A 19412-nucleotide genomic window follows, 5' to 3' on the forward strand; every position below is an offset into this window, starting at 1 on the left:
GCTCAGCGAGCGTCCATGTACGCCTGGGTGAAGGTGGGGTCGAAACGCAGTTGCACGTTGTTTTCATCGCCGAAGACGCCGCTGGGAGTTTCGATGCCGATGATGTCGTAGTCCGGCGCCATTTCGCCCAGCAGCCCGTGGCGGAAACTGAACTCGGCGACCCGCTCCATGTTCTCCAACAGCGCCGGGCTCTCCATCAGCTCGACCGCCTCGGCGGGGTCGGTGTAGAGGTAGGTAGCAGCGAGCTGTTCGCGGTAGCCGTCGAGATCGGTGCCCGCGGCATCGGCCATCGTCGAAAGGGCCGCTTCATCGCCCTGCTCAATGAGCCCCATGACCTCGTACCAGGCGCCGACCAGCGCATGGCCGAGTGCCGGGTTGTCGGCAAGCGTTTGAGTGTTGACCACCATTAGATCCAGGATCTCACCGGGAATTTCCGCCGAGGTATACACCACGCTGGCATCGTTCATGTCGGCGATGGTGCCGAGCTGCGGGTTCCAGGCGACCACCGCCTCGGTAGTCGCGCTGGCGAAGACGCCGACGATATCGGCATCGGCGGTGTTGACGGTTTCGATATCTCGCTCGGTCAGGCCTACACTTTCGAGCGCCCGGGCGAGGAAGTAGTGCGACACGCTGAACTGCACCAGATTAACCTGGCGGCCCTCGATATCGGCCAGGCTGTCGCTGCCCTTGAGCACGATGCCGTCGTTGCCGTCGGAGTAGTCGTTAACGATTAGGGCGGTGGAGTCCACGCCGCTGGCGGCGGGAAGGGTGAGGGCATCCATGTTGGTCATGGCACAGCCGTCAACATTGCCCGAGGTGTACTGATTGATCGATTCGACGTAGTCGTTGATCTGGACGACATCGATCGTAATGCCGTATTCATCCGCCCATTTATCGACGATGCCCTCGACATCGGCGTAGGCCCAAGGCATCCAGCCGGCGTAAATCGACCAGCAGACGCTGAAGCTATCGCGCTCCTGAGCTGCGGCAGGGGGAGAAACGGTGGAGAGCGCAAGTGTGGTCGCCAGCACGGCGGAGGGAAAAGCTGTCAAGCGCAGACGTTTTATGGGAAAAGGGTTTTTTACAGCAGAAGCGGCGGCGATTGAAACGTAGCGGGTCATGAGAGCCTCCAGCGGCTAAATAAAATATCGGGGGCATCGGCGCATTTCTGTGCCTTATCCTCCCGGGCTTTTATCCCGCCGTGTAACCCTGCGCTTGCAGGGTCGATCGCTCTCGGACCAGTCACACCGTCGGGGCGTATCTATGACGGTGCCGGAACCCTAGCGATCCATTGGAAACTCGATTGTGTGGCAGCTGGCTGCCGATACCCCGTATTCAACGCTAAATTCAATACAAGATGCCGGCCATCCTTTTTTTAATCCTTTTAATTCAGATGCTTGAGTTTAGGGTTGCGCTTGTCCTTGGAAGCACTACCCACGCGGTCGCGCTTTGCTGGTGCGTAAAAAAAACGACGGCGCTGTTTTGGTGCAGTCAAGAGCGCATGAAGCGCCTCAAAGCGGCGTCTTGCTCACTTCACCTGGCACCTCGCGAACGAGCCGTGGCATCAAAAAACCGGGTAGGTGGGCGCGCAGTTGAGCCACCAGCGCGCGCGCCTCGTCGTCCGGCACGTCGAAATGCGCCGCGCCTTGCACCGGGTCGAGCACGTGCAGGTAGTAGGGCAGTATGCCTGCCTCGAACAGTCGCTCGGAGAGCGCGGCCAGTACCGGAATATCGTCGTTGACGCCGCGTAGCAGTACGCTTTGATTCAAAAGCGTTACCCCGGCGCGCGTGAGCCGCTTGCAGGCGTCGATCACTGCTTGGTCAATCTCGTTGGCGTGGTTGATGTGCAGCACCATCACTTTTTGCAGGCGCGTGGTCGAGAGCCAAGCGAGCAGGGTGTCATCGATGCGGTCAGGGATCACCACTGGCAGGCGGGTGTGGACACGCAGGCGCTTGAGGTGCGGGATCGCCTCGAGCTCGCCGACAAGCCAGGCGAGCTGACGGTCGCTGGCCGCCAGCGGATCGCCGCCGGAGAGAATCGCCTCATGGATGCTGGCGTCCTGGCGCAGGTAGTCGAGCGCCTCCTGCCACTGAGCGCGAGAAGGGGAGTTCTCGGCGTAGGGGAAGTGGCGGCGAAAGCAGTAGCGGCAGTTGACCGCGCAGGCGGGGCTTGCGATCAAAAGCACTCGGCCCCGGTATTTATGGATCAAGCCGCGGGCGGGGCGGTGCTCGGCTTCCTCCAGCGGGTCCTGAACGAAACCCTCGAACATTCGCGTTTCGTCACCCAGTGGCAATACCTGGCGCAGCAGCGGGTCCGCCGGGGCATTATAGGCCATGCGCGAAAGATACGCCTCGGGCACGCGCACCTCGAACAGCGCGTGGCCCTGGCGGGCGCCGGCCAGCCACCGATCATCCAACCCCAGGCGCTCGAGCAGAACCCTGGGGTCGCGAATCGCGTGTGAGAGCTGGCGCTGCCAAAGGGGGCGGGCATTATCCTGGCCGTCGTCGGTGCGGGCGGTCGGGATCCTCATGTTCTCCTGCAAAAAAGTCCTCCTTCGGGTTATCATGCGCGCACTTGTTCAAGGCATCGCTAAAAAGGTGCCTAACCGCAGCGTCGATATGCGTTATTCAGCAACCGATTAGTGAGAGAGATCATGGCGAACTATTCTACCAACGAATTCAAGGGCGGTTTGAAAGTAATGCTCGACGGCGACCCGTGTTCGATCGTCGACAACGAACTGGTTAAGCCCGGCAAGGGCCAGGCGTTCAACCGCGTGAAGCTGCGTAACCTCATGACCGGCCGCGTCTGGGAGCGTACCTTCAAGTCCGGCGAATCGCTGGAAGGCGCCGACGTCATGGAACTCGAGATGGAGTATCTCTACACCGACGGCGACATGTGGCACTTCATGAAGACCGACGGCTCCTTCGAGCAGTACGCGGTCGAGAAAAAAGCGCTGGGCGACACGGCCAAATGGTTGAAAGAGCAGGTGGCTTATACCGTTACCTTGTGGAATGACAAAGCGATTGCCGTATCGGCCCCCAATTTTATCGAGCTCGAAGTCGTCGAGACCGACCCGGGCCTGAAGGGCGACACCGCCCAGGGCGGTTCCAAGCCGGCCACGCTCTCCTCGGGTGCCGTGGTGCGCGTACCGCTGTTCATCAACCAGGGCGAAGTGTTGAAAGTCGATACCCGCTCCGGCGAGTACGTCTCGCGCGCGTGATGTTACCCGGCTCGTCGTCCATTCGCCGAGCCCCACCTTGAAGCCACGCCGATGCGTGGCTTTTATTTTTTAAGGATACGGCAATGGCCATCGAGTGGCGCCCCAGCGCGGAGATCGAAACGCTCAAGGCGCGTGCGCGCCTGCTGACCCGAGTACGCGCCTTCTTTGCCGAGCGCGGCGTGCTGGAGGTAGAGACGCCCGTACTCGGTCAGGGCGGCAGCACCGACGTGCATCTGGCGTCGCTTTCGACCCGCGCGCTGACCGGCATGGAGTCGCGCACGCTCTGGCTCCAAACCTCGCCGGAGTTTCACATGAAGCGGCTTTTGGCCGCGGGAAGCGGGCCGATCTTTCAGTTGGCGCGAAGCTTTCGCGATGGCGAGGTGGGCGCACGCCATAACGTCGAGTTCACCATGCTCGAGTGGTACCGCCCGGGTTTCACCCTGGTCGATTTGATCGAGGAAACGACCGCGCTGATCAAGGCGCTGCTGCACGCACCCAACCTGCCACTTGCACGTTACGGCTACCGCGCGCTGTTCCAGCGTCACCTTGGCCTGGACCCGTTCACCGCGCCGCTCGATGGGCTGCGCCGGCTGGCCGAGCAGCGCGGCCACATGCCGGCGGGGCATCTGGCGGCAGAGCCACGCGATACGTGTCTGGATCTACTGATGAGCGTGGTGATCGAGCCGACGCTTGGTCGTGACGAAATCAGCGTGGTGATGGACTACCCGGCAAGCCAGGCGGCCCTGGCCCGCCGCCACCAGGATGATGACGGCGAGTGGGTCGCCTCGCGCTTCGAGCTCTACGTAGAGGGCCTGGAGCTTGCCAACGGCTACGACGAGCTGACGGACGCCTCTGAGCAACGCGCGCGATTTATCGAGGATAACGCCGCGCGCGAGCGACTCGGCCTTGCGCCGGTGGCCATCGACGAGCGGCTTCTAGCCGCGCTCGAACACGGCATGCCCGAAGGCGCTGGCGTAGCGCTGGGCATCGACCGGCTGATTCAGCTGGCGCTTGGCAAGCACCGCCTGGAAGAGGTGCTCGCGTTCGCCACGCCCCGCTGCTGAAAGTTCAGGCGCGGATGCGCTTGAGCAGAAATACCAGCGGTACCGTGACGATGTAGACAAGCCCCAGCCAGGTGAAGATGTCGTTGAAGGCGAGCACCTGGGCCTGCTGGGAGACGCGCTGAGCGATCAGTCCGATGGCCGCCTGGTGGGCATCGGCGACGGCGCCCGAGAGCATCGCCTCGTATTTGGCGATTTCGGCCACGACCACCTCGCGGCTGGTATCGATGGCCGGAATCAGCTGATTCCAGTGAAAGTCCTCGCGAATGTCGCGCACCGTATCCATGAGCGCCAGCCCCACGGCGCCGCCGAGGTTGCGCATCACGTTGAACAGCCCGCTGGCGTTGCCGACTTCCTGGGCCGGCAGCGTGCCGAGCGCAATGCGTGAGGCGGGAATGATGCACATGATCAGCCCCATGCCGCGCACGATCTGCGGCAGGCAGAACTGCCAAAAGCCGGACTCCACGGTGAGGTTCGCATTCATCATCGTGCCGACGCCGACCAGCAGAAAGCCCGCGAACAGCAACAAGCGCAGGTCCAGATGGTTGGTGGCCTTACCGACCAGCGGCGCGCAGAAGAACATCGTCACCCCGGTGACGAACATCACCTGGCCGATCTGCAGGCTCGAATAGCCGCGCACGTAGCCGAAGAACAGCGGCATGATGTAGACCAGCCCGTAAAGCGCGATGCCGATGATAAAGCCCATGCCCGCGCCAATGGCGAAGTTGCGGTTGGCGAAGGCGCGCAGGTCGACGATCGGGTGCGCGCTTCTCAGCGTTCGAGTAAAGAACCAGACGCCCGTGACCAAACAGAGCAGGCTGAACAGGACGATCTCGTGGCTGGCGAACCAGTCCTCGCCCGGGCCCTCTTCCAGCACGAACTCCAGTGAGCCGAGAAACAGCGCGATCAGGGCAAGCCCGATCACGTCGAGCCGGCGTGCAAGCGCGTGATTGGGCTTGTCGATATCCAGAAAATTCCAGGCCGCCCAGCACACCAGAATGCCGGGAATCACGTTGGCCAGAAACAGCCAGTGCCAGCTCTGGGTTTCAGTGATGTAGCCGCCGATGGTCGGGCCGATCGATGGCGCCATGGTCACCACCATGCCGATCACCGCCTGCACGCTGCCCATCACCCGCCGCGGGAAGATCGAGAAACTGATCGCTTGGGTGATCGGGATCATCGCCCCGCCCATGAAGCCCTGAATGGCGCGCAGCACGATCAGCTGCTCGATGGAGCCTGCCAGCGCGCAGCCCAGGCTTGCCAGGGTAAATCCCGCACAGGAGAGGGTGAAGGCGACCCGCGTGGAGAGAATGCGCATCAGCATGCCGGACAGCGGAATCATCACGATCTCGGCAATCAGATACGAAGTCTGCACCCAGGAGATCTGATCCTGGCTCGCCGAGAGCCCGGACTGGATCTCGGTGAGCGAACTGGCGACGATCTGGATATCCAGAATCGCCATGAACATGCCGAATACCGCGGCGATGAAGCCGATACGCTGCGGCCAGGGCGGCATGTCGCTGACGCCCTGGCGGCCTGGTGGGGAGGTCGTGCTCATGGTGTCGCTTGAACGTCGGACGGGGCGTTGGTTTTTCGATCGTCGCGCTCGGGATCAAGGTCACGCGTGTCGATCTCGGGCACCACAGAAAGGCCGGCACGTAAAAGGCCGAGTGACTCACGAGGCCCGGTCACGCGAATGCGCACCGGCACGCGCTGCACGATCTTGTTGAAGTTGCCGGTGGCGTTGTCCTGAGGCAGCAGGCTGAATTCGGTGCCGGTGGCCGGCGACAGGCTCTCGACCACGCCTTCGAAGGTGATGTCCGGGTAGGCGTCCAGATGAACGGCGGCAGGTTGGCCCAGGCGGATGCGCTCGAGCTGGGTCTCCTTGTAGTTGGCGCTGACGTAGGCCGACTCGATGGGCACGAGCTGCATCAGCGTCAGCGACGGCTGTGCAAGCGCGCCGGTTTTGACCCGCAGGTTGCCGATGACGCCGTCGCGCGGGGCGGTGAGGCGGGTCTTGTCGAGCTGGTGCTGGGCGTAGGCCAGATCGGCGGCGGCGGCCTCCTGGCTTGCCTCGGCGCGGGTAACGTCGCTTTCGGCCACCGCCAGCTGGCGCTCGGCGGAAACGACGGCGGCGCGGCGGCTGGCCAGGTTGGCCTCGGCCACGCGCAGCGCGCTCTCGTCGTCCTCGCGCTGTTGGCGCGAACCGTAGTTGTTGGCGGCCAGCGACGACGAGCGCGCAAGGTGCGAGCGCGCACGGTCGACGTCGGCCTGGGCGGCATCCACCTGAGTGCGCGCCTGGTCGATGGCGGCTTGCTGCAGCGCCACCTGGCGCTGGGATTGGGCAAACGACGCCGCGGCCACGGCCTGCTGCGCTCGGGCCTGGTTGAGCTGGTCGCGGTAGCTGGCATCGTCGAGCTGCACGAGCAGATCGCCCTGCTCAACGGCCTGGTTCTCGATCACCGCCACATCGACCACCCGCGCCGAAAGCTCCGCGCTCACTGCGACGCTGTCGGTGCGTATGTAAGCGTTGTCGGTGTCGATCATGAACCGGCCCACCTGCCACCAGCCGACGAGCCACCAGCCCAACGCGACCAGCGCGATCAGGCCGATGACCAACAAGAGCCATTGTCGCCCGCGCTTTTTAGGTTTGGCCTGCGCGGTAGGCGCACCGTGGGAAAGGTTGGCGGTATCGCCTTGAACGTCGCCCTGAGCCATGGCTACTCCTGAGTTGGAACGTTTCGGCCGCGTGCCGAAAGGATAAGGATCAATAGTGTAATGAATGCTACACTACATATCCAGCGCTGCGAGATCAGCGCAGTTTTTTTGTCGGTGGCGCCGGGTAGCTTTAATGTGCCGACCAGGCGTCGCGAAAAGAACAAGTCGATGGGAGCGGAAAGGACAGTGGAAGCAGAGGAAAATAGTGATGCCCGGATCCCCCGGGGCGTAGCACGACGTGAGCGGCTGTTGGATGCGGCAAGAGACGTGTTTCTGGAACAGGGGTATGCCGGGGCTAGCGTGAACGACGTGGTGGCCCGCGCCGGCGGGTCGCTCGCCACGCTCTACAAGCAGTTCGGCAGCAAGGAGGGGCTATTCACCGCGGCGATGGAGCGCCATATCGAGACCGCCTGGGCGGTGATCGAGGCGGGGCGGCGCGACCGCCAGGCGCCGGAGCAGGTCCTTTTTGAACTTGGCCGGCGCATGCTGATGCTGGTGTTCGACCCCGGCGTCATTCGGCTGATGCGCGGGCTTGCGTTCGAGGCCGAGCGCGCCCCGGCGCTTGGCGAGCTGTTTCTCGTACGCGGCCCGGACCGTACCCGCGAGGCGCTGGCGGACTATCTAAGTGATCAGGTTGAGCAGGGGAGGTTGGCACTCGAGGCGCCCCGGGAGGCGGCGGGCATTTTCATGGGCATGTTAATGGGCGAGTGGCACATCAATGCGCTGCTCGGCCGGGACCTGGCCATCGACGAGGCGCGCTGCAACGCCCGGGCCCGACACTGCGCAGCGATCTTTCTGGAGGGTGTCAGGCGCTGACCGGCGTGATAGCGGGCGTATCGGCCAAACGCTGGCCCATCTGGACCGGTGTCTCCGGCGCCAGGTCGTCGAAATCGACCGGCTTCTCGAAGCACATCACCACCGTCGAGCCCAGCTTGAACCGCCCCATCTCCTCGCCGCGCTCGAGGGTGATCGGTTGCTCGAAGCGGGTGCGCTGCGGCGTGCCTGCCAGCGGCGTGATCTGGCCCGCCCACACGGTTTCGATCGCGGCCACCACCATCGCGCCGACCAGCACCATCGAAAACGCCCCCTGGGGGCTATCGAAAATGCACACCAGCCGCTCGTTGCGGGCAAACAGATTCGGCACATGGCGAGCCGTGGCCTGATTGACCGAAAAGATGCGCCCGGGCACGTAGATCATCTCGCGAAGCGTGCCGGTCAGGGGCATGTGCACGCGGTGATAGTCGCTTGGCGACAGATACACCGTGGCGAAGCTTCCGCCCATGAACTCTTCGGCAAGTACCGCGTCGCCGCCCAGAAGCGTCTGTGCCGAATAGGTGTGGCCCTTGGCCTGCAAAAGCTGGCCAGCCTGTATCCGCCCGTGGCGCGAAAGCGCGCCGTCCGCAGGGCTCAAGAGGCCGTCACCGAGCGGACGGGCATCCGCTTTGAGCGCGCGGGTAAAGAACGCGTTGAAGTGGGGGTAGGCCGTCGGGTCGGGTTCCAGGGCCTGGCTCATGTCGACGTTGAAGCGCTTGATGAACGCCTTGATCAGCGCGTTCTTGAGCCAGGGCGTTTCGCTTTGGGCGAAGGCGCCGGTCAGCCGCGAGATCGCGTGGTGCGGAAGCGGGTACTGAAGCAGCGAAAAAGCTTTTTGAGATAGCGTCACGTGGCGTTCTTTTCGTCAGAGGATCAAACATCCCGGCGCGGGGCGGGCACTACTTTTCGATCGGCGTGTCGTCGCGGTTGCCCCATTCGCCCCAGGAGCCGGCATAGCCGCGAATGTTGAACCCGAGCGCTTTGCCGACCAGCCAGGTAAAACTGCTGCGGTGGTGGCTCTGGCAGTGGGTGGCGATCTCCATGTCCGGGGTCAGACCCATCGCCTCGAGCTCGGTGACAAGCTCGGCGTAGTCGCGAATGCGAAGCGCGCGTTTTCGGTCCATGGCGTCGACCCAGTCCATGTTCACCGCGCCCGGAATGTGGCCCAGGTGCTTGTTGTTGCCTTTTTCGCCGTCGTACTCGCCCCTGGAGCGCGCGTCCCACACCGCAAAATTTCGATCCTCGAGCTTGCCCTTGATCTCGTCACAGGTGATCAGCACCTGCGGATTGAGAATCTCGGCGTGGTACTCGGAAGGCGTGGGGAGAGTCTGCTGCTGGCTCTCATCGAGGCCTTCGTCGCGCCAGGCGTGAATACCGCCGTTCAAGTACGAGTAGCGGGTGTGGCCGATGAGCTCCAGCGTCCAGAGAAGCCTCGCCGCCCAGCCGCCGCCTTCGTCGTCGTAGGCGATTACGTGGGTATCGCGGGTCAGGCCCAGGGCGCTGAACAGCTGTGAGAGAAAGCCCACGTCCGGCACGTCGTTGGGCACCGGGCCCTCGCCGCGCAGCAGGTAACGAAAGTCGAGATACACCGCGCCCGGCACGTGGCCCTGGCGGTAGCTGTCCGGGTTGGCCGGCACGTCGATGATCAAAAGCCCGGGGGCGTCCAGTTTGGCCGCAAGCTCTCCTGGCTCGACGATCAAGGGCAACACGTTGGCTTCGCTGGATGGGTGTTCAGCACTCATGAACCGCTCCTGTCATTGGGCGCCTGGGGCGCTTAGGCTATCGAGTATGCGCCGGTAGCTGGCAAAACGTTCAGGATGAATCTTGCCTGCCTCGACGGCGTCAAGTAAAGCGCAGCCAGGCTCCTGGCGATGGCGACAGTCGCGAAAGCGGCAGTGGCCGATAAAGGGATGAAACTCGATGAAGCCGTCGGTCACTTCCTGCTCGCTCAGGTGAACGAGCCCGAACTCGCGAATGCCGGGCGAGTCGATCAGCTCGCCATCCTCCACCTCACGGGCGTTCATGGTGTAGAGCCTGGCGGTAGTGGTGGTGTGCGTGCCCTTGCGCGAATCCTCCGAGAGCGCGCCGATCCTGAGCGACTCCTCGGGCAGCAGCAAATCGATCAACGATGACTTGCCTACGCCGCTCTGGCCGACGAACACCGAGGTGCGGCCATTGAGCTGTTCGCGAAGCGCACTCAGGCCTTCGTCCGTGGCCGTCGTGGTGCGTACCACCGGGTAGCCAAGGCCTGCGTAGCGCTCCAGCAGCGCGCCGAGCTCGCCGCCGTCATCGGGTAAAAGGTCGGTCTTGTTGAGCACCAGCACCGGCGCGATGCCGGTCGCCTCGGCGGCGACCAGGTAGCGGTCGATCAGATTGGGGTGAGGGGCGGGCTCGACGGCGAAAACGATCAAAATCTGGTCGATGTTGGCCGCCACCGGCTTCAAGAGCCCGCGGGCGTCCGGGCGCTTGAGCACGCTCTCAGGCTCTACGCGGGCGACCACCACGCCGGAGCCCTCCTGGCCGGCGCGCCAGATCACCCGGTCGCCGGTGACCAGACCTTCGAGATTGGCGCGCAGGTGGCAGCGCACCGGGGTGCCTTCGGCATCGCGGACCTCGAGCGTGCGACCGAAGTGCGCCATCACGCGCCCGGGCTGCTCGGCGCCGTATTCGCCGGCGGCGAGCTTTTCGCTATCGTCGGTTTCGCGCTTTTGCGCCCGGTTGGCGCGCTCGGCCTGGATCTTCTCGACCCGCCAGCGCTGCTGGCGGCTTAATTTACGTTTGCTCATGACCACCTGATGATCGGTACAATGGCGTTAGTGTACCTGTTAACGTGGCGCGGGTAACGACCCCGCCGCCCTGATCCCCGCTTTGGAGAACACCATGCCTGACACGACTGCCCCGCGCCGCGACCTGCTCGTCTGGATCGACCTGGAAATGACCGGACTCGACCCGAACAAGGAGCGCATCATCGAGGTCGCCACGCTCGTCACCGACGCTGACCTGAACGTGGTCGCCGAAGGCCCGGTGATCGCGGTGAATCAGAGTGATCGCCTGCTCGCCGGCATGGACGACTGGAACCAGAAAACCCACGGCGAGTCCGGCCTCGTCTCCCGGGTCAAGGCAAGCCAGGTGGATACCGCCCAGGCCGAGCGCGAGACGCTGGCGTTTTTAAGCCGCTATGTCGAACCCGGCACCTCGCCGATGTGTGGCAACAGCATCCACCAGGACCGGCGCTTTCTGGAACGCGAAATGCCTTCGCTCTGGGCGTTTTTCCACTACCGCAACCTGGACGTCTCTACCGTGAAGGAGCTGGCCAAGCGCTGGAACCCGAAGGCGCTCGAAGGGTTTGGCAAGAAGAACGTACACCTGGCGATGGATGACATCAAGGAGTCGATCGCCGAGCTTGCCCACTACCGCAAGACGTTCTTGAAAGCCGACGCCGGGCAGTAATCTAGACGGCGGAGGCGATGCGCGCGCCGCGCTTTTGTCGCTGCTCGGCGAGCGCCCAGGCGACGTGCTCGCGCACGAGCGCGCTTGGGTAGGCGCGCCGGGCCCTGAGCGCGGCTTCCACCTCACGGCTCCAGGGGGCGTTACCCAGCCCCACCGCCAGGTTTCTCAGCCAGCGCTCGAAGCCGATGCGGCGAATGGCACTGCCGGCGGTCTTGTCGAGAAACTCCTCTTCGCTCCAGGCGAACAGCGAGATCAGCGAGGCGCGGTCCAGGTCGTGGCGGGGGGCGAAGTCCTCCTCCGCGCTCGCCCTGGTAAAGCGGGTGAAAGGGCAGACCAGCTGGCAGTCGTCGCAGCCGTAGACCCGGTTGCCCATTGCGCGGCGAAACTCGAGCGGGATCGCGCCGTGAAGCTCGATGGTCAGATACGAGATGCACTTGTTGGCGTCGATGATCTTGTCATCGACGATGGCGCCGGTAGGGCAGGCCGTCTGGCAGGCGTTGCAGCGCCCGCAGTGCTCGGTGTCGAAAGGCGCATCGACCGGCAGCGGCAGATCCGTGTAGAGCTCGCCAAGAAAAAACAGCGACCCGGCTTTCGGGTTCAACAGCATGGCGTTCTTGCCGAACCAGCCAAGCCCCGCCTTCTGCGCCAATGCCCGCTCCATCACCGGCGCCGAGTCGACGAACGCCCGGTAGCCAAACGCGCCCACCTCCTGCTCGATCTTCTTGGCAAGCGTGGCCAGGCGCTTTCTGATCAGCTTGTGGTAATCGCGGCCCAAAGCGTAGCGCGAGACGTAGGCAAGCCGACCCTGGCCGAGCACCCTGGTGGTTTCGACCTCCGGCGGCAGGTAGTCCATGCGCGCGCTGATCACCCGTCGGGTGCCGGGTTCGAGCTCGGCGGGGCGGGTACGCTTGGTGCCGTGTTTGGCCATGTAGGCCATTTCGCCCTGATAGCCGTTATCGAGCCAGGCCTCGAGATGCGCTTCGTGCTCGCCAAGGTCGGTATCGGTGATGCCGATCTGCTGAAAGCCGAGCTCGCGCCCCCAGGTCTTGATCAGCGACGCCAGACGTTCGAGTTCATCGACAGAGAGTGAAGCGGTGGGTGTCGCCATGGTGGATCAACATAGATGAGTGTGGCAGGTGAATGAAACGGCAAAGCACGGGCGCGCTATGCTACCCCATAAGTCGTTTTGACGACACGGCCATGCGTTTCGATCCATACTGTGTCGATCAATACTGTGGGCCAGACCCCGTTCACCGACCCTTTACCGATAGCATAAGGAGCTTTCGTGTCGATTTCAGGCCAGACGCTCAACCCCGCGCTTACCGTCGAGGCCCTGCGCCCGCTTTACAAGGCCGCCCAGGTGCGCGAGCTCGACCGGCGCACCATCGCCGCCGGCATCGAAAGCTTTGCGCTAATGCAGCGCGCCGCTTCCAGCGCCTGGCACAGCTTTCGCTCGCGCTGGCCCCAGGCGAAAAGCGTCACCGTGGTGTGCGGCAGCGGTAATAACGGCGGCGACGGCCACGTGCTCGCGGCGCTTGCCATGCAGGCCGGGCTCAAGGTGCAGCGCATATCGACCCGCGCACTCGAGTCGCTTGAAAACGACGTTGTCCGCGCCGCCGAGCTTGCCAGCGCCGCCGGTGTAGGCTTTGAGCGCTACCGCGAAGGCATGGCGCTGACCGGCGAGGTGATCGTCGATGCGCTGTTCGGCACCGGGCTTTCGCGTCCGGTCGAAGGCGAGGCGCGCGCGGTGATCGACGACATCAATCGCGCAGGGCAACCGGTACTGGCGCTGGACGTGCCGTCGGGCATCGCGGCGGATACCGGCGCGGTACAGGGCGCCGCGGTGCACGCCCACTGCACGGTGACGTTCATCGGCGACAAGATCGGCCTTCACACCGGCGATGCGCCGGGCTACACCGGCGAAATCGATTTTCGCGCGCTCGGGGTCAAGGCCCAGGCCTTTTTCGATATCGTGCCCGCCGCCTGGCGCCTGGACGAGAGCTGGCTGGCGCCGGCCTTCGCGCCCCGGCCCCGCGCCGGGCACAAGGGCGCTTTCGGCCACGTCCTGGTGATGGGCGGCGCGCCGGGCTTTGGCGGCGCTGCGCTTTTGGCCTCCCAGGCGGCGGCGCGGCTGGGCGCCGGCAAGGTCAGTCTGGCCACCGCCGCCGAGCACGTTAGCGCAAGCCTGACGTGCTGCCCGGAGGTCATGGCCCGCAGCGTGACCGGCGGCGCCGATGCCCTCGCGTTTGCGGGTATGGCGGACGTCATCGTGGTTGGCCCGGGAATGGGCGAGGGCGCCTGGGGGCAGGCGGTGCTGCAGGCTGCGCTCAAGACGGATGCGCCGTTGGTCGTCGATGCCGATGCGCTCAACGTGTTGGCGGCGCGTTGGCCGGGGCTTTCTCGCGACAACTGGGTGCTCACACCGCATCCGGGCGAGGCGGCAAGGCTTTTGGGCTGCTCCACCGCTGAGGTGCAGGCCAACCGGCCGGCGGCTGCCCGCGCGCTGCAGCGAAGCCGGGGCGGAATCGTGGTGCTCAAGGGCGCGGGTAGCCTGATCGCGGGGCCTGGGGGCCTGGTGGTGTGCCCGTTCGGCAACCCCGGTATGGCCTGTGGCGGCATGGGCGATGTGCTCAGCGGCATGCTCGGCACGCTCGTCGCCCAGTTCGACGATCTCGAGCTTGCGACGCGCCTGGGCGTCATGGTGCACGCACTGGCCGGCGACGCGGCGGCAAAAGAGCACGGCGAGCGTGGCTTGCTGGCAAGCGATCTGGCATCCTATGCACGCATTTTGATCAACCCGTGAAGGCCTTCCATGCAGGTGCAGTTGAATGACGAAAACGCCCATGTCGCCTTTGGCGAGGCGCTGGGGCGCGCGCTCGAAGGGCGCGGACGGGTGTATCTCGAAGGCGAGCTGGGCGCGGGGAAAACCACACTCACCCGCGGCATCCTGCGCGCCTATGGCCATCAGGGCGCGGTGAAAAGCCCGACCTACACGCTGGTCGAACCCTACGAGTTCGGCGACCGGCGCGTGTATCATCTCGATTTGTACCGTCTTGGCGACCCCGAAGAGCTCGAGTTCATCGGCGGTCGCGACATTTTAAGTGACGAGGCGCTCTGTTTGATCGAGTGGCCCAGCCGCGGCGCCGGCTGGCTGCCCGGCGCCGACGTGCACATCGAATTGAGCGTGGCCGCCCAGGGACGAACGGCCACGCTGACGGCAAAGAGCCCGTGGGGCGAGCAGGTGCTCGCCAACGTGAAGGCGTTTACGTGATAAACCGCAAAAGTGGTGTGAATCAATGGAAATGAGTAGCCCATTCAAACGTCTGCTCAAGGCAACCGTGCTCGGTACTTTGGCGCTATCGGCGTCCCTTCAGGCCGCGACGGTCGAAAGCATGCGCCTGTGGGCGGCGCCGGACCACGCGCGGCTGGTGTTCGATCTCTCCGGCGCCGCCAGCGCCGACGTCTTTTCGCTGGACAACCCGTCACGGCTGGTCATCGATATCGACGACACTCAGCTTGACACCGACGCCTCGACGCTGCCGCTTAATGACAGCGCCATCGATGCGGTACGTACGGGAAGGCTCGACGGCGGCGGGCTGCGCGTCGTGCTCGAGCTCAACCGCGCGATCACCCCGCGCCACTTCATGCTGGCGCCGAACGATCAGTACGGCCACCGGCTGGTGGTGGATCTGGAGTACCCCGGCGAAAGCGCGGTCGAAAACCCCATCGACCCGATCGAGGCGATGATCCGCGAACAGGAGATCCAGGCTCAGCGCGCCACCGCTCAGGCCCAGGCGATCGCACCGCCGGATGCGCCGGTGGCCGAGCGCGCCCCCACGGCGGTCCAGCCCGCCCAGCCCCATCCGCGTCGCGACATCATCATTGCTGTCGATGCCGGTCACGGGGGCGAAGATCCGGGGGCGATCGGCCCCAGCGGCACCCGCGAAAAGGACGTCGTACTCGATATTGCCAAGCGCCTGGCTGCAGACATCAATGCAACCCAGGGCTTCAAGGCGGTCCTGACCCGCGATAGCGACTACTACATCGGCCTGCGTCAGCGCACCCAGCTCGCCCGCGAGCAGAAAGCGGATTTCTTCGTGTCGATTCACGCCGACGCCTTTTCCAGCCCGCGCCCTCAGGGAAGTTCGGTATTTGCGCTGTCGCAGCGCGGCGCGACCTCGGAAACCGCCCAGTGGCTTGCCGACAGCGAAAACCGCTCGGACCTGATCGGCGGGGTGGACGGGTCGCTGTCGCTGCGCGACAAGGACCAGGTGCTGCGCGGGGTGCTGTTGGATCTGACCATGACCGCAACACTCAACGACTCGCTCGCCATCGGTGGTGAGGTGCTCGACCGGCTCGGGCGGATCAACCGGCTGCACAAGTCGCGCGTCGAGCAGGCAGGCTTTATGGTGCTGAAGTCGCCGGACATCCCGTCGCTTCTGATCGAGACTGGCTTCATCTCCAACCCGGACGAGGAGCGAAAGCTACGCGATCCGACCTACCAGCACACGCTGGCCCAGGCGATCTTTGGCGGCCTGCGCGCCCACTTCGAGCGCAACCCGCCGCCGGCGAGTCTGCTTGCCTGGCAGCGCGACAACCAGCGCGCGCCGACCGGCAACGAGTACCGCATTCAGTCCGGCGATACGCTCTCGACGATCGCGCTTCGCCACGGCGTGCCGGTGAACCAGCTCCGTCAGGTCAACGACCTGAATGGCGACGTCATCCGCGTGGGCCAGGTGCTGCGCATTCCCGGCTCCTGAGAACCTGGCTTGAGAAAATGCAGTGAGAGCGTAAGTTGAGAGCCTGGCGTGAAAACCAGGCTTGAGAACGTGAGGTGATGAGTGTCTGAACAAGGTCGAACCCCGCGGATCCACGTGCTCGACCCGCGGCTTGCCAACCAGATCGCCGCGGGCGAGGTGGTCGAGCGGCCGTCGTCGGTGACCAAGGAACTGATGGAAAACGCCATCGACGCGGGCAGCCGACGCATCGAAATCGAGATCGAGCAGGGCGGCACGCGCCTGGTGCGCGTGCGTGACGACGGCATCGGCATCGGCGAGGAGGATCTGCCGCTGGCGCTGGCCCGTCACGCGACCAGCAAGATCGAGAGCCTCGAGGATCTGGAGGGCGTGAGTTCGCTCGGCTTTCGCGGTGAGGCGCTGGCCTCGATCAGCTCGGTGTCGCGCCTCGAGCTCGTCTCCAACGCCAGCGACGACCCGACCCGCGGCTTTCGCGTCGTCGCCGAAGGGCGCGGCATGGAGGCGCGAGTCGCCCCGGCGCCGCACCCCAAGGGCACCAGCGTGGCGGTGCGCGATCTGTTCTTCAATACCCCCGCCCGGCGCAAGTTTCTGCGCACCGAAAAGACCGAGTTCGCCCACGTCGAGGAGGCGTTTCGCCGCCAGGCGCTGTCGCGCTACGACGTCACCTGGGTGCTGCGGCACAATCAAAAAACCGTCCATCAGCTGCCCGCCGGCGACTCCGCCGCCGCACGGGAGCGGCGCATCGCTTCGCTTCTGGGCAAGAATTTCATCGAGCACGCCCGCTATATCGAACGCGAGGCGGGCGGGCTCAAGATGAGTGGATGGGTGGGGCTGCCCACGCATTCGCGCGCCCAGGCGGATCAGCAGTACTTTTTCGTCAACGGGCGGGTAGTGCGCGACCGGCTGGTGGCCCACGCGGTGCGCCAGGCCTACCGCGACGTGCTCTACAACGGCCGCCACCCGGTGTTCGTGCTCTATCTCGAGCTCGACCCGGACGTGGTCGACGTCAACGTCCATCCGACCAAGTACGAAGTGCGTTTTCGCGACTCGCGCATGGTGCACGACTTTCTCTACTCGAGCCTGCACCACTGCCTGGCGGCTTCGAAGCCCTTTGATGCCAGCGCCGAGGGCGACGAGCCGCCGGCGCCTGAGGCGTCGCCAACGGCCGACGGTAATGCCGCCGCGCCAGATGAGCCCACGCCGCGCTGGCAGCAGCAGGGCATGGCGCTCGGCGAGGGCCCCGCGCGCCACCCCGGCGCCGAGCGCGTGCGCCGCTTCATGCAGGGCTATCAGGCGCTGCACCCGGATCACGAAGAGAGCCTGCTCACGCCGCAGCCGTCTCCCGAGCAGCGCTCTGACTCTTATCAGGTGCGCGAAGCGCCGGTGGCGATGCCGGAGAGCGACCCGACCAGTGCGCCGCCGCTCGGTTTCGCGCTGGGCCAGCTTCACGGTATCTACATTCTGGCTCAGAACGCTCACGGACTGGTGCTGGTGGACATGCACGCCGCCCACGAGCGCATCGTCTATGAGCGCATGAAAGTCCAGATGGCCCGCCAGGGGGTGGATACACAGCCGCTGCTGGTGCCGGTGTCGCTCGCCGCCAGTGGTCAGGAGGTGGCCACCGCGGAGAGCGAGCACGAGGCGATTGCCGCGCTGGGCCTGGAGCTCGACATCGCAGGCCCGGAGACGCTTCTGGTACGCAGCTTGCCGGCACTGCTGAGCGGCGCCGACCCGGAAGGACTGATTCGCGAAGTGCTCGAGGAGCTTTCGAGTTTTGGCCAGAGCCACCAGGTCGAGGCGCGGCTGCACGCGCTTTTATCCACCATGGCCTGCCACGGCAGCGTGCGCGCCAATCGCCGGCTGACCCTCGATGAAATGAACGCGCTGCTGCGCGACATGGAGCGCACCGAACGAAGCGATCAGTGCAATCACGGCCGGCCCACTTGGACACAAATGAGCATGAAGGCGCTGGACAAGCTCTTTTTACGCGGCCAGTAGCCCTCGATACGGAGTCTTTCGGCCATGGTCGACACACGCCCTTTGGCGATTTTTTTGATGGGCCCGACCGCGGCGGGCAAGACCGACACCGCGATCGCTCTACACGAGCGCCTGGGCTGCGAGCTGATCAGCGTCGACTCGGCCATGGTCTATCGCGGCATGGACATCGGCAGCGCCAAACCGAGTCAGCAGGAGCTTGCTCGTGCGCCGCACCGCCTGATCGATATCCGCGAACCGGAAGCGCCCTATTCGGCGGGGGATTTTCGCGACGACGCCCTGAATGAGATGCGACAAATTACCGCGGCGGGGCGCGTGCCGCTGCTGGTCGGCGGCACCATGCTCTACTACAAGCGCCTATTTGAAGGCGTCGCGGATCTGCCCGCCGCGGATGAAACCGTGCGCCGGGAGCTGGACGCGCAGCGCGAGGCGCTGGGTTTGAGCGGCCTTCATGCGATGCTTGAAAAGGTCGACCCGGTCTCCGCCCAGCGCATTCACCCCAACGACCCTCAGAGGCTGTTGCGTGCGCTGGAGGTGCACCGCATTACCGGTCGGCCCATGAGCGCGCTCTGGGCCGAGCAGCGCGTCGAAAACTTTCCATACCGCGTGGTGTCGATAGGTCTCGCGCCCGCCGAGCGCCGCGTTCTGCACGAGCGAATCGCGCGGCGTTTTGAAACAATGTTGTCCGAGGGCTTGATAGACGAGGTGGCCGCCCTCAGAAAGCGAGGTACCTTACACAAGGACCTGCCGGCCATGAAGAGCGTCGGTTACCGGCAGGCCTGGGAGCACCTGGAAGGTGAATACGACGAGCATACGCTTTGCGAGCGCGGCATCATTGCTACTCGCCAGCTCGCTAAACGTCAGCTAACCTGGTTGAGAAGCTGGCCGTCACTTCACTGGATCGATTCAAGCGCTTTGGGTCTTGACGATAAGGTGCTGAAAATCGTGCGCGAAAGCGGTGCTTAGCGTAAGATAGTGTTTTCGTGAGCGCGTTTTTAAAAGCCCTCGACGACATTCGTAACGCCTGGTTTTAATACCCGGTTGTAGCATTTAGTGGTAACACCCAGCCTTTCGGGCAATAAGATTGCGGTAGCGCCCCTGGCGCGCCATTTAACAACCCACTCCAGACAGTTTTAGGGAGAAGCAGCATGTCCAAAGGGCAGTCCCTCCAGGATCCGTACCTGAATATCTTGCGCAAGGAACGTATTCCGGTTTCTATTTTTCTGGTCAACGGTATCAAGCTTCAGGGCCAGATCGAATCCTTCGATCAGTTCGTGATCCTTTTGCGTAATACCGTGAGCCAGATGGTTTACAAACACGCTATTTCCACCGTGGTGCCGTCGCGCAACGTACGTTTGCCGGCCCAGGACCCGGCCGCTCCTGAAGCGGACCTCTAA

18 protein-coding genes and 1 riboswitch are annotated in these 19412 nt (G+C 64.3%); of the genes, 10 read left to right on the forward strand and 8 right to left on the reverse strand.

Annotation, left to right across the window (positions count from 1 at the left end):
• Positions 1–2: 2 nt before the first annotated feature.
• Positions 3–1052, reverse strand: coding sequence for a putative urea ABC transporter substrate-binding protein (locus RN347_RS06825; protein WP_263584364.1), 1050 nt, complete (start codon positions 1050–1052; stop codon positions 3–5).
• 126 nt (positions 1053–1178) lie between these two features.
• A riboswitch (guanidine-I (ykkC/yxkD leader) is annotated at positions 1179–1295 on the reverse strand.
• Between the two features lie 216 nt (positions 1296–1511).
• The gene (epmB, locus tag RN347_RS06830) at positions 1512–2531 is read right to left on the reverse strand and encodes an EF-P beta-lysylation protein EpmB (protein ID WP_311960654.1); all 1020 of its coding nucleotides are present in this window, start codon (positions 2529–2531) and stop codon (positions 1512–1514) included.
• 123 nt (positions 2532–2654) lie between these two features.
• On the opposite strand from epmB, the gene efp reads away from it, so the two are divergent.
• Both efp and epmA read left to right on the forward strand, forming a co-directional pair.
• Complete coding sequence (efp, locus tag RN347_RS06835; protein ID WP_263584362.1) at positions 2655–3221, forward strand: elongation factor P; 567 nt, start codon at positions 2655–2657, stop codon at positions 3219–3221.
• Positions 3222–3304: 83 nt separating this feature from the next.
• Entirely contained in the window at positions 3305–4285 is a 981-nt protein-coding gene (gene epmA / locus RN347_RS06840) for an EF-P lysine aminoacylase EpmA (RefSeq protein ID WP_311960655.1), read from the forward strand.
• Positions 4286–4289: 4 nt separating this feature from the next.
• Here epmA and RN347_RS06845 read toward each other — a convergent pair whose 3' ends face one another.
• Both RN347_RS06845 and RN347_RS06850 read right to left on the reverse strand, forming a co-directional pair.
• Positions 4290–5840: a DHA2 family efflux MFS transporter permease subunit gene (locus RN347_RS06845; RefSeq protein ID WP_311960656.1), complete on the reverse strand. Its 1551-nt coding sequence runs from the start codon at positions 5838–5840 to the stop codon at positions 4290–4292.
• Entirely contained in the window at positions 5837–7000 is a 1164-nt protein-coding gene (locus RN347_RS06850) for an HlyD family secretion protein (RefSeq protein ID WP_311960657.1), read from the reverse strand. Before RN347_RS06850 ends, RN347_RS06845 begins: the two co-directional genes overlap by 4 nt.
• 60 nt (positions 7001–7060) lie before the next feature.
• On the opposite strand from RN347_RS06850, the gene RN347_RS06855 reads away from it, so the two are divergent.
• Positions 7061–7816, forward strand: a complete 756-nt coding sequence (locus RN347_RS06855; protein ID WP_263584358.1) for a TetR/AcrR family transcriptional regulator — start codon at positions 7061–7063, stop codon at positions 7814–7816.
• Here RN347_RS06855 and asd read toward each other — a convergent pair.
• Genes asd through rsgA form a run of 3 tightly spaced genes read right to left on the reverse strand, consistent with a single transcriptional unit; the run spans position 7806 to position 10599 of the window.
• Positions 7806–8663 (reverse strand): archaetidylserine decarboxylase, encoded by an 858-nt coding sequence (asd, locus tag RN347_RS06860; protein ID WP_311960658.1) that lies wholly within the window; start codon positions 8661–8663, stop codon positions 7806–7808. The two genes, RN347_RS06855 and asd, sit on opposite strands and share 11 nt — an antisense overlap.
• Before the next feature lie 49 nt (positions 8664–8712).
• Positions 8713–9555 carry a sulfurtransferase gene (locus RN347_RS06865; RefSeq protein WP_263584356.1) on the reverse strand — a complete coding sequence of 281 codons (843 nt, stop codon included), beginning with the start codon at positions 9553–9555 and terminating at the stop codon, positions 8713–8715.
• Positions 9556–9567: 12 nt separating this feature from the next.
• Positions 9568–10599: a small ribosomal subunit biogenesis GTPase RsgA gene (rsgA, locus tag RN347_RS06870; RefSeq protein ID WP_263584355.1), complete on the reverse strand. Its 1032-nt coding sequence runs from the start codon at positions 10597–10599 to the stop codon at positions 9568–9570.
• A 94-nt stretch (positions 10600–10693) separates the two neighbouring features.
• Here rsgA and orn point away from each other — a divergent pair, with 94 nt between their 5' ends.
• Positions 10694–11263, forward strand: coding sequence for an oligoribonuclease (orn, locus tag RN347_RS06875; protein ID WP_263584354.1), 570 nt, complete (start codon positions 10694–10696; stop codon positions 11261–11263).
• Position 11264: 1 nt separating this feature from the next.
• Here orn and queG read toward each other — a convergent pair whose 3' ends face one another.
• Positions 11265–12371, reverse strand: coding sequence for a tRNA epoxyqueuosine(34) reductase QueG (gene queG / locus RN347_RS06880; protein ID WP_263584353.1), 1107 nt, complete (start codon positions 12369–12371; stop codon positions 11265–11267).
• A gap of 177 nt (positions 12372–12548) precedes the next feature.
• Here queG and RN347_RS06885 point away from each other — a divergent pair, with 177 nt between their 5' ends.
• The 6 genes from RN347_RS06885 to hfq all read left to right on the forward strand — a co-directional run bounded on the left by RN347_RS06885 (position 12549) and on the right by hfq (position 19412).
• A complete protein-coding gene (locus RN347_RS06885) occupies positions 12549–14066 on the forward strand; it encodes an NAD(P)H-hydrate dehydratase (RefSeq protein ID WP_311960659.1) in 1518 nt (505 codons plus the stop codon).
• Between the two features lie 9 nt (positions 14067–14075).
• Positions 14076–14534 carry a tRNA (adenosine(37)-N6)-threonylcarbamoyltransferase complex ATPase subunit type 1 TsaE gene (gene tsaE, locus RN347_RS06890; RefSeq protein ID WP_311960660.1) on the forward strand — a complete coding sequence of 153 codons (459 nt, stop codon included), beginning with the start codon at positions 14076–14078 and terminating at the stop codon, positions 14532–14534.
• Positions 14535–14565: 31 nt separating this feature from the next.
• Positions 14566–16023: an N-acetylmuramoyl-L-alanine amidase gene (locus tag RN347_RS06895; RefSeq protein WP_311960661.1), complete on the forward strand. Its 1458-nt coding sequence runs from the start codon at positions 14566–14568 to the stop codon at positions 16021–16023.
• A gap of 81 nt (positions 16024–16104) precedes the next feature.
• Positions 16105–18018: a DNA mismatch repair endonuclease MutL gene (gene mutL, locus RN347_RS06900; RefSeq protein WP_311960662.1), complete on the forward strand. Its 1914-nt coding sequence runs from the start codon at positions 16105–16107 to the stop codon at positions 18016–18018.
• Between the two features lie 24 nt (positions 18019–18042).
• A complete protein-coding gene (miaA, locus tag RN347_RS06905; RefSeq protein WP_263584348.1) occupies positions 18043–18981 on the forward strand; it encodes a tRNA (adenosine(37)-N6)-dimethylallyltransferase MiaA in 939 nt (312 codons plus the stop codon).
• A gap of 182 nt (positions 18982–19163) precedes the next feature.
• The gene (gene hfq / locus RN347_RS06910; protein ID WP_263584347.1) at positions 19164–19412 is read left to right on the forward strand and encodes an RNA chaperone Hfq; all 249 of its coding nucleotides are present in this window, start codon (positions 19164–19166) and stop codon (positions 19410–19412) included.

The organism is Halomonas sp. PAMB 3264, from assembly GCF_031954245.1.
Taxonomy (GTDB): domain Bacteria; phylum Pseudomonadota; class Gammaproteobacteria; order Pseudomonadales; family Halomonadaceae; genus Vreelandella.

What these genes read in the sequence shown, in the direction of transcription:
- RN347_RS06850 (WP_311960657.1), bottom strand. Translation starts at nt 7,000, where the DNA reads ATGGCTCAGGGCGACGTTCAAGGCGATACCGCCAACCTTTCCCACGGT.
- RN347_RS06845 (WP_311960656.1), bottom strand. Translation starts at nt 5,840, where the DNA reads ATGAGCACGACCTCCCCACCAGGCCGCCAGGGCGTCAGCGACATGCCG.
- RN347_RS06855 (WP_263584358.1), top strand. Translation starts at nt 7,061, where the DNA reads ATGAATGCTACACTACATATCCAGCGCTGCGAGATCAGCGCAGTTTTT.
- epmB (WP_311960654.1), bottom strand. Translation starts at nt 2,531, where the DNA reads ATGAGGATCCCGACCGCCCGCACCGACGACGGCCAGGATAATGCCCGC.
- miaA (WP_263584348.1), top strand. Translation starts at nt 18,043, where the DNA reads ATGGTCGACACACGCCCTTTGGCGATTTTTTTGATGGGCCCGACCGCG.
- orn (WP_263584354.1), top strand. Translation starts at nt 10,694, where the DNA reads ATGCCTGACACGACTGCCCCGCGCCGCGACCTGCTCGTCTGGATCGAC.
- tsaE (WP_311960660.1), top strand. Translation starts at nt 14,076, where the DNA reads ATGCAGGTGCAGTTGAATGACGAAAACGCCCATGTCGCCTTTGGCGAG.
- rsgA (WP_263584355.1), bottom strand. Translation starts at nt 10,599, where the DNA reads ATGAGCAAACGTAAATTAAGCCGCCAGCAGCGCTGGCGGGTCGAGAAG.
- efp (WP_263584362.1), top strand. Translation starts at nt 2,655, where the DNA reads ATGGCGAACTATTCTACCAACGAATTCAAGGGCGGTTTGAAAGTAATG.
- RN347_RS06895 (WP_311960661.1), top strand. Translation starts at nt 14,566, where the DNA reads ATGAGTAGCCCATTCAAACGTCTGCTCAAGGCAACCGTGCTCGGTACT.
- queG (WP_263584353.1), bottom strand. Translation starts at nt 12,371, where the DNA reads ATGGCGACACCCACCGCTTCACTCTCTGTCGATGAACTCGAACGTCTG.
- hfq (WP_263584347.1), top strand. Translation starts at nt 19,164, where the DNA reads ATGTCCAAAGGGCAGTCCCTCCAGGATCCGTACCTGAATATCTTGCGC.
- RN347_RS06865 (WP_263584356.1), bottom strand. Translation starts at nt 9,555, where the DNA reads ATGAGTGCTGAACACCCATCCAGCGAAGCCAACGTGTTGCCCTTGATC.
- epmA (WP_311960655.1), top strand. Translation starts at nt 3,305, where the DNA reads ATGGCCATCGAGTGGCGCCCCAGCGCGGAGATCGAAACGCTCAAGGCG.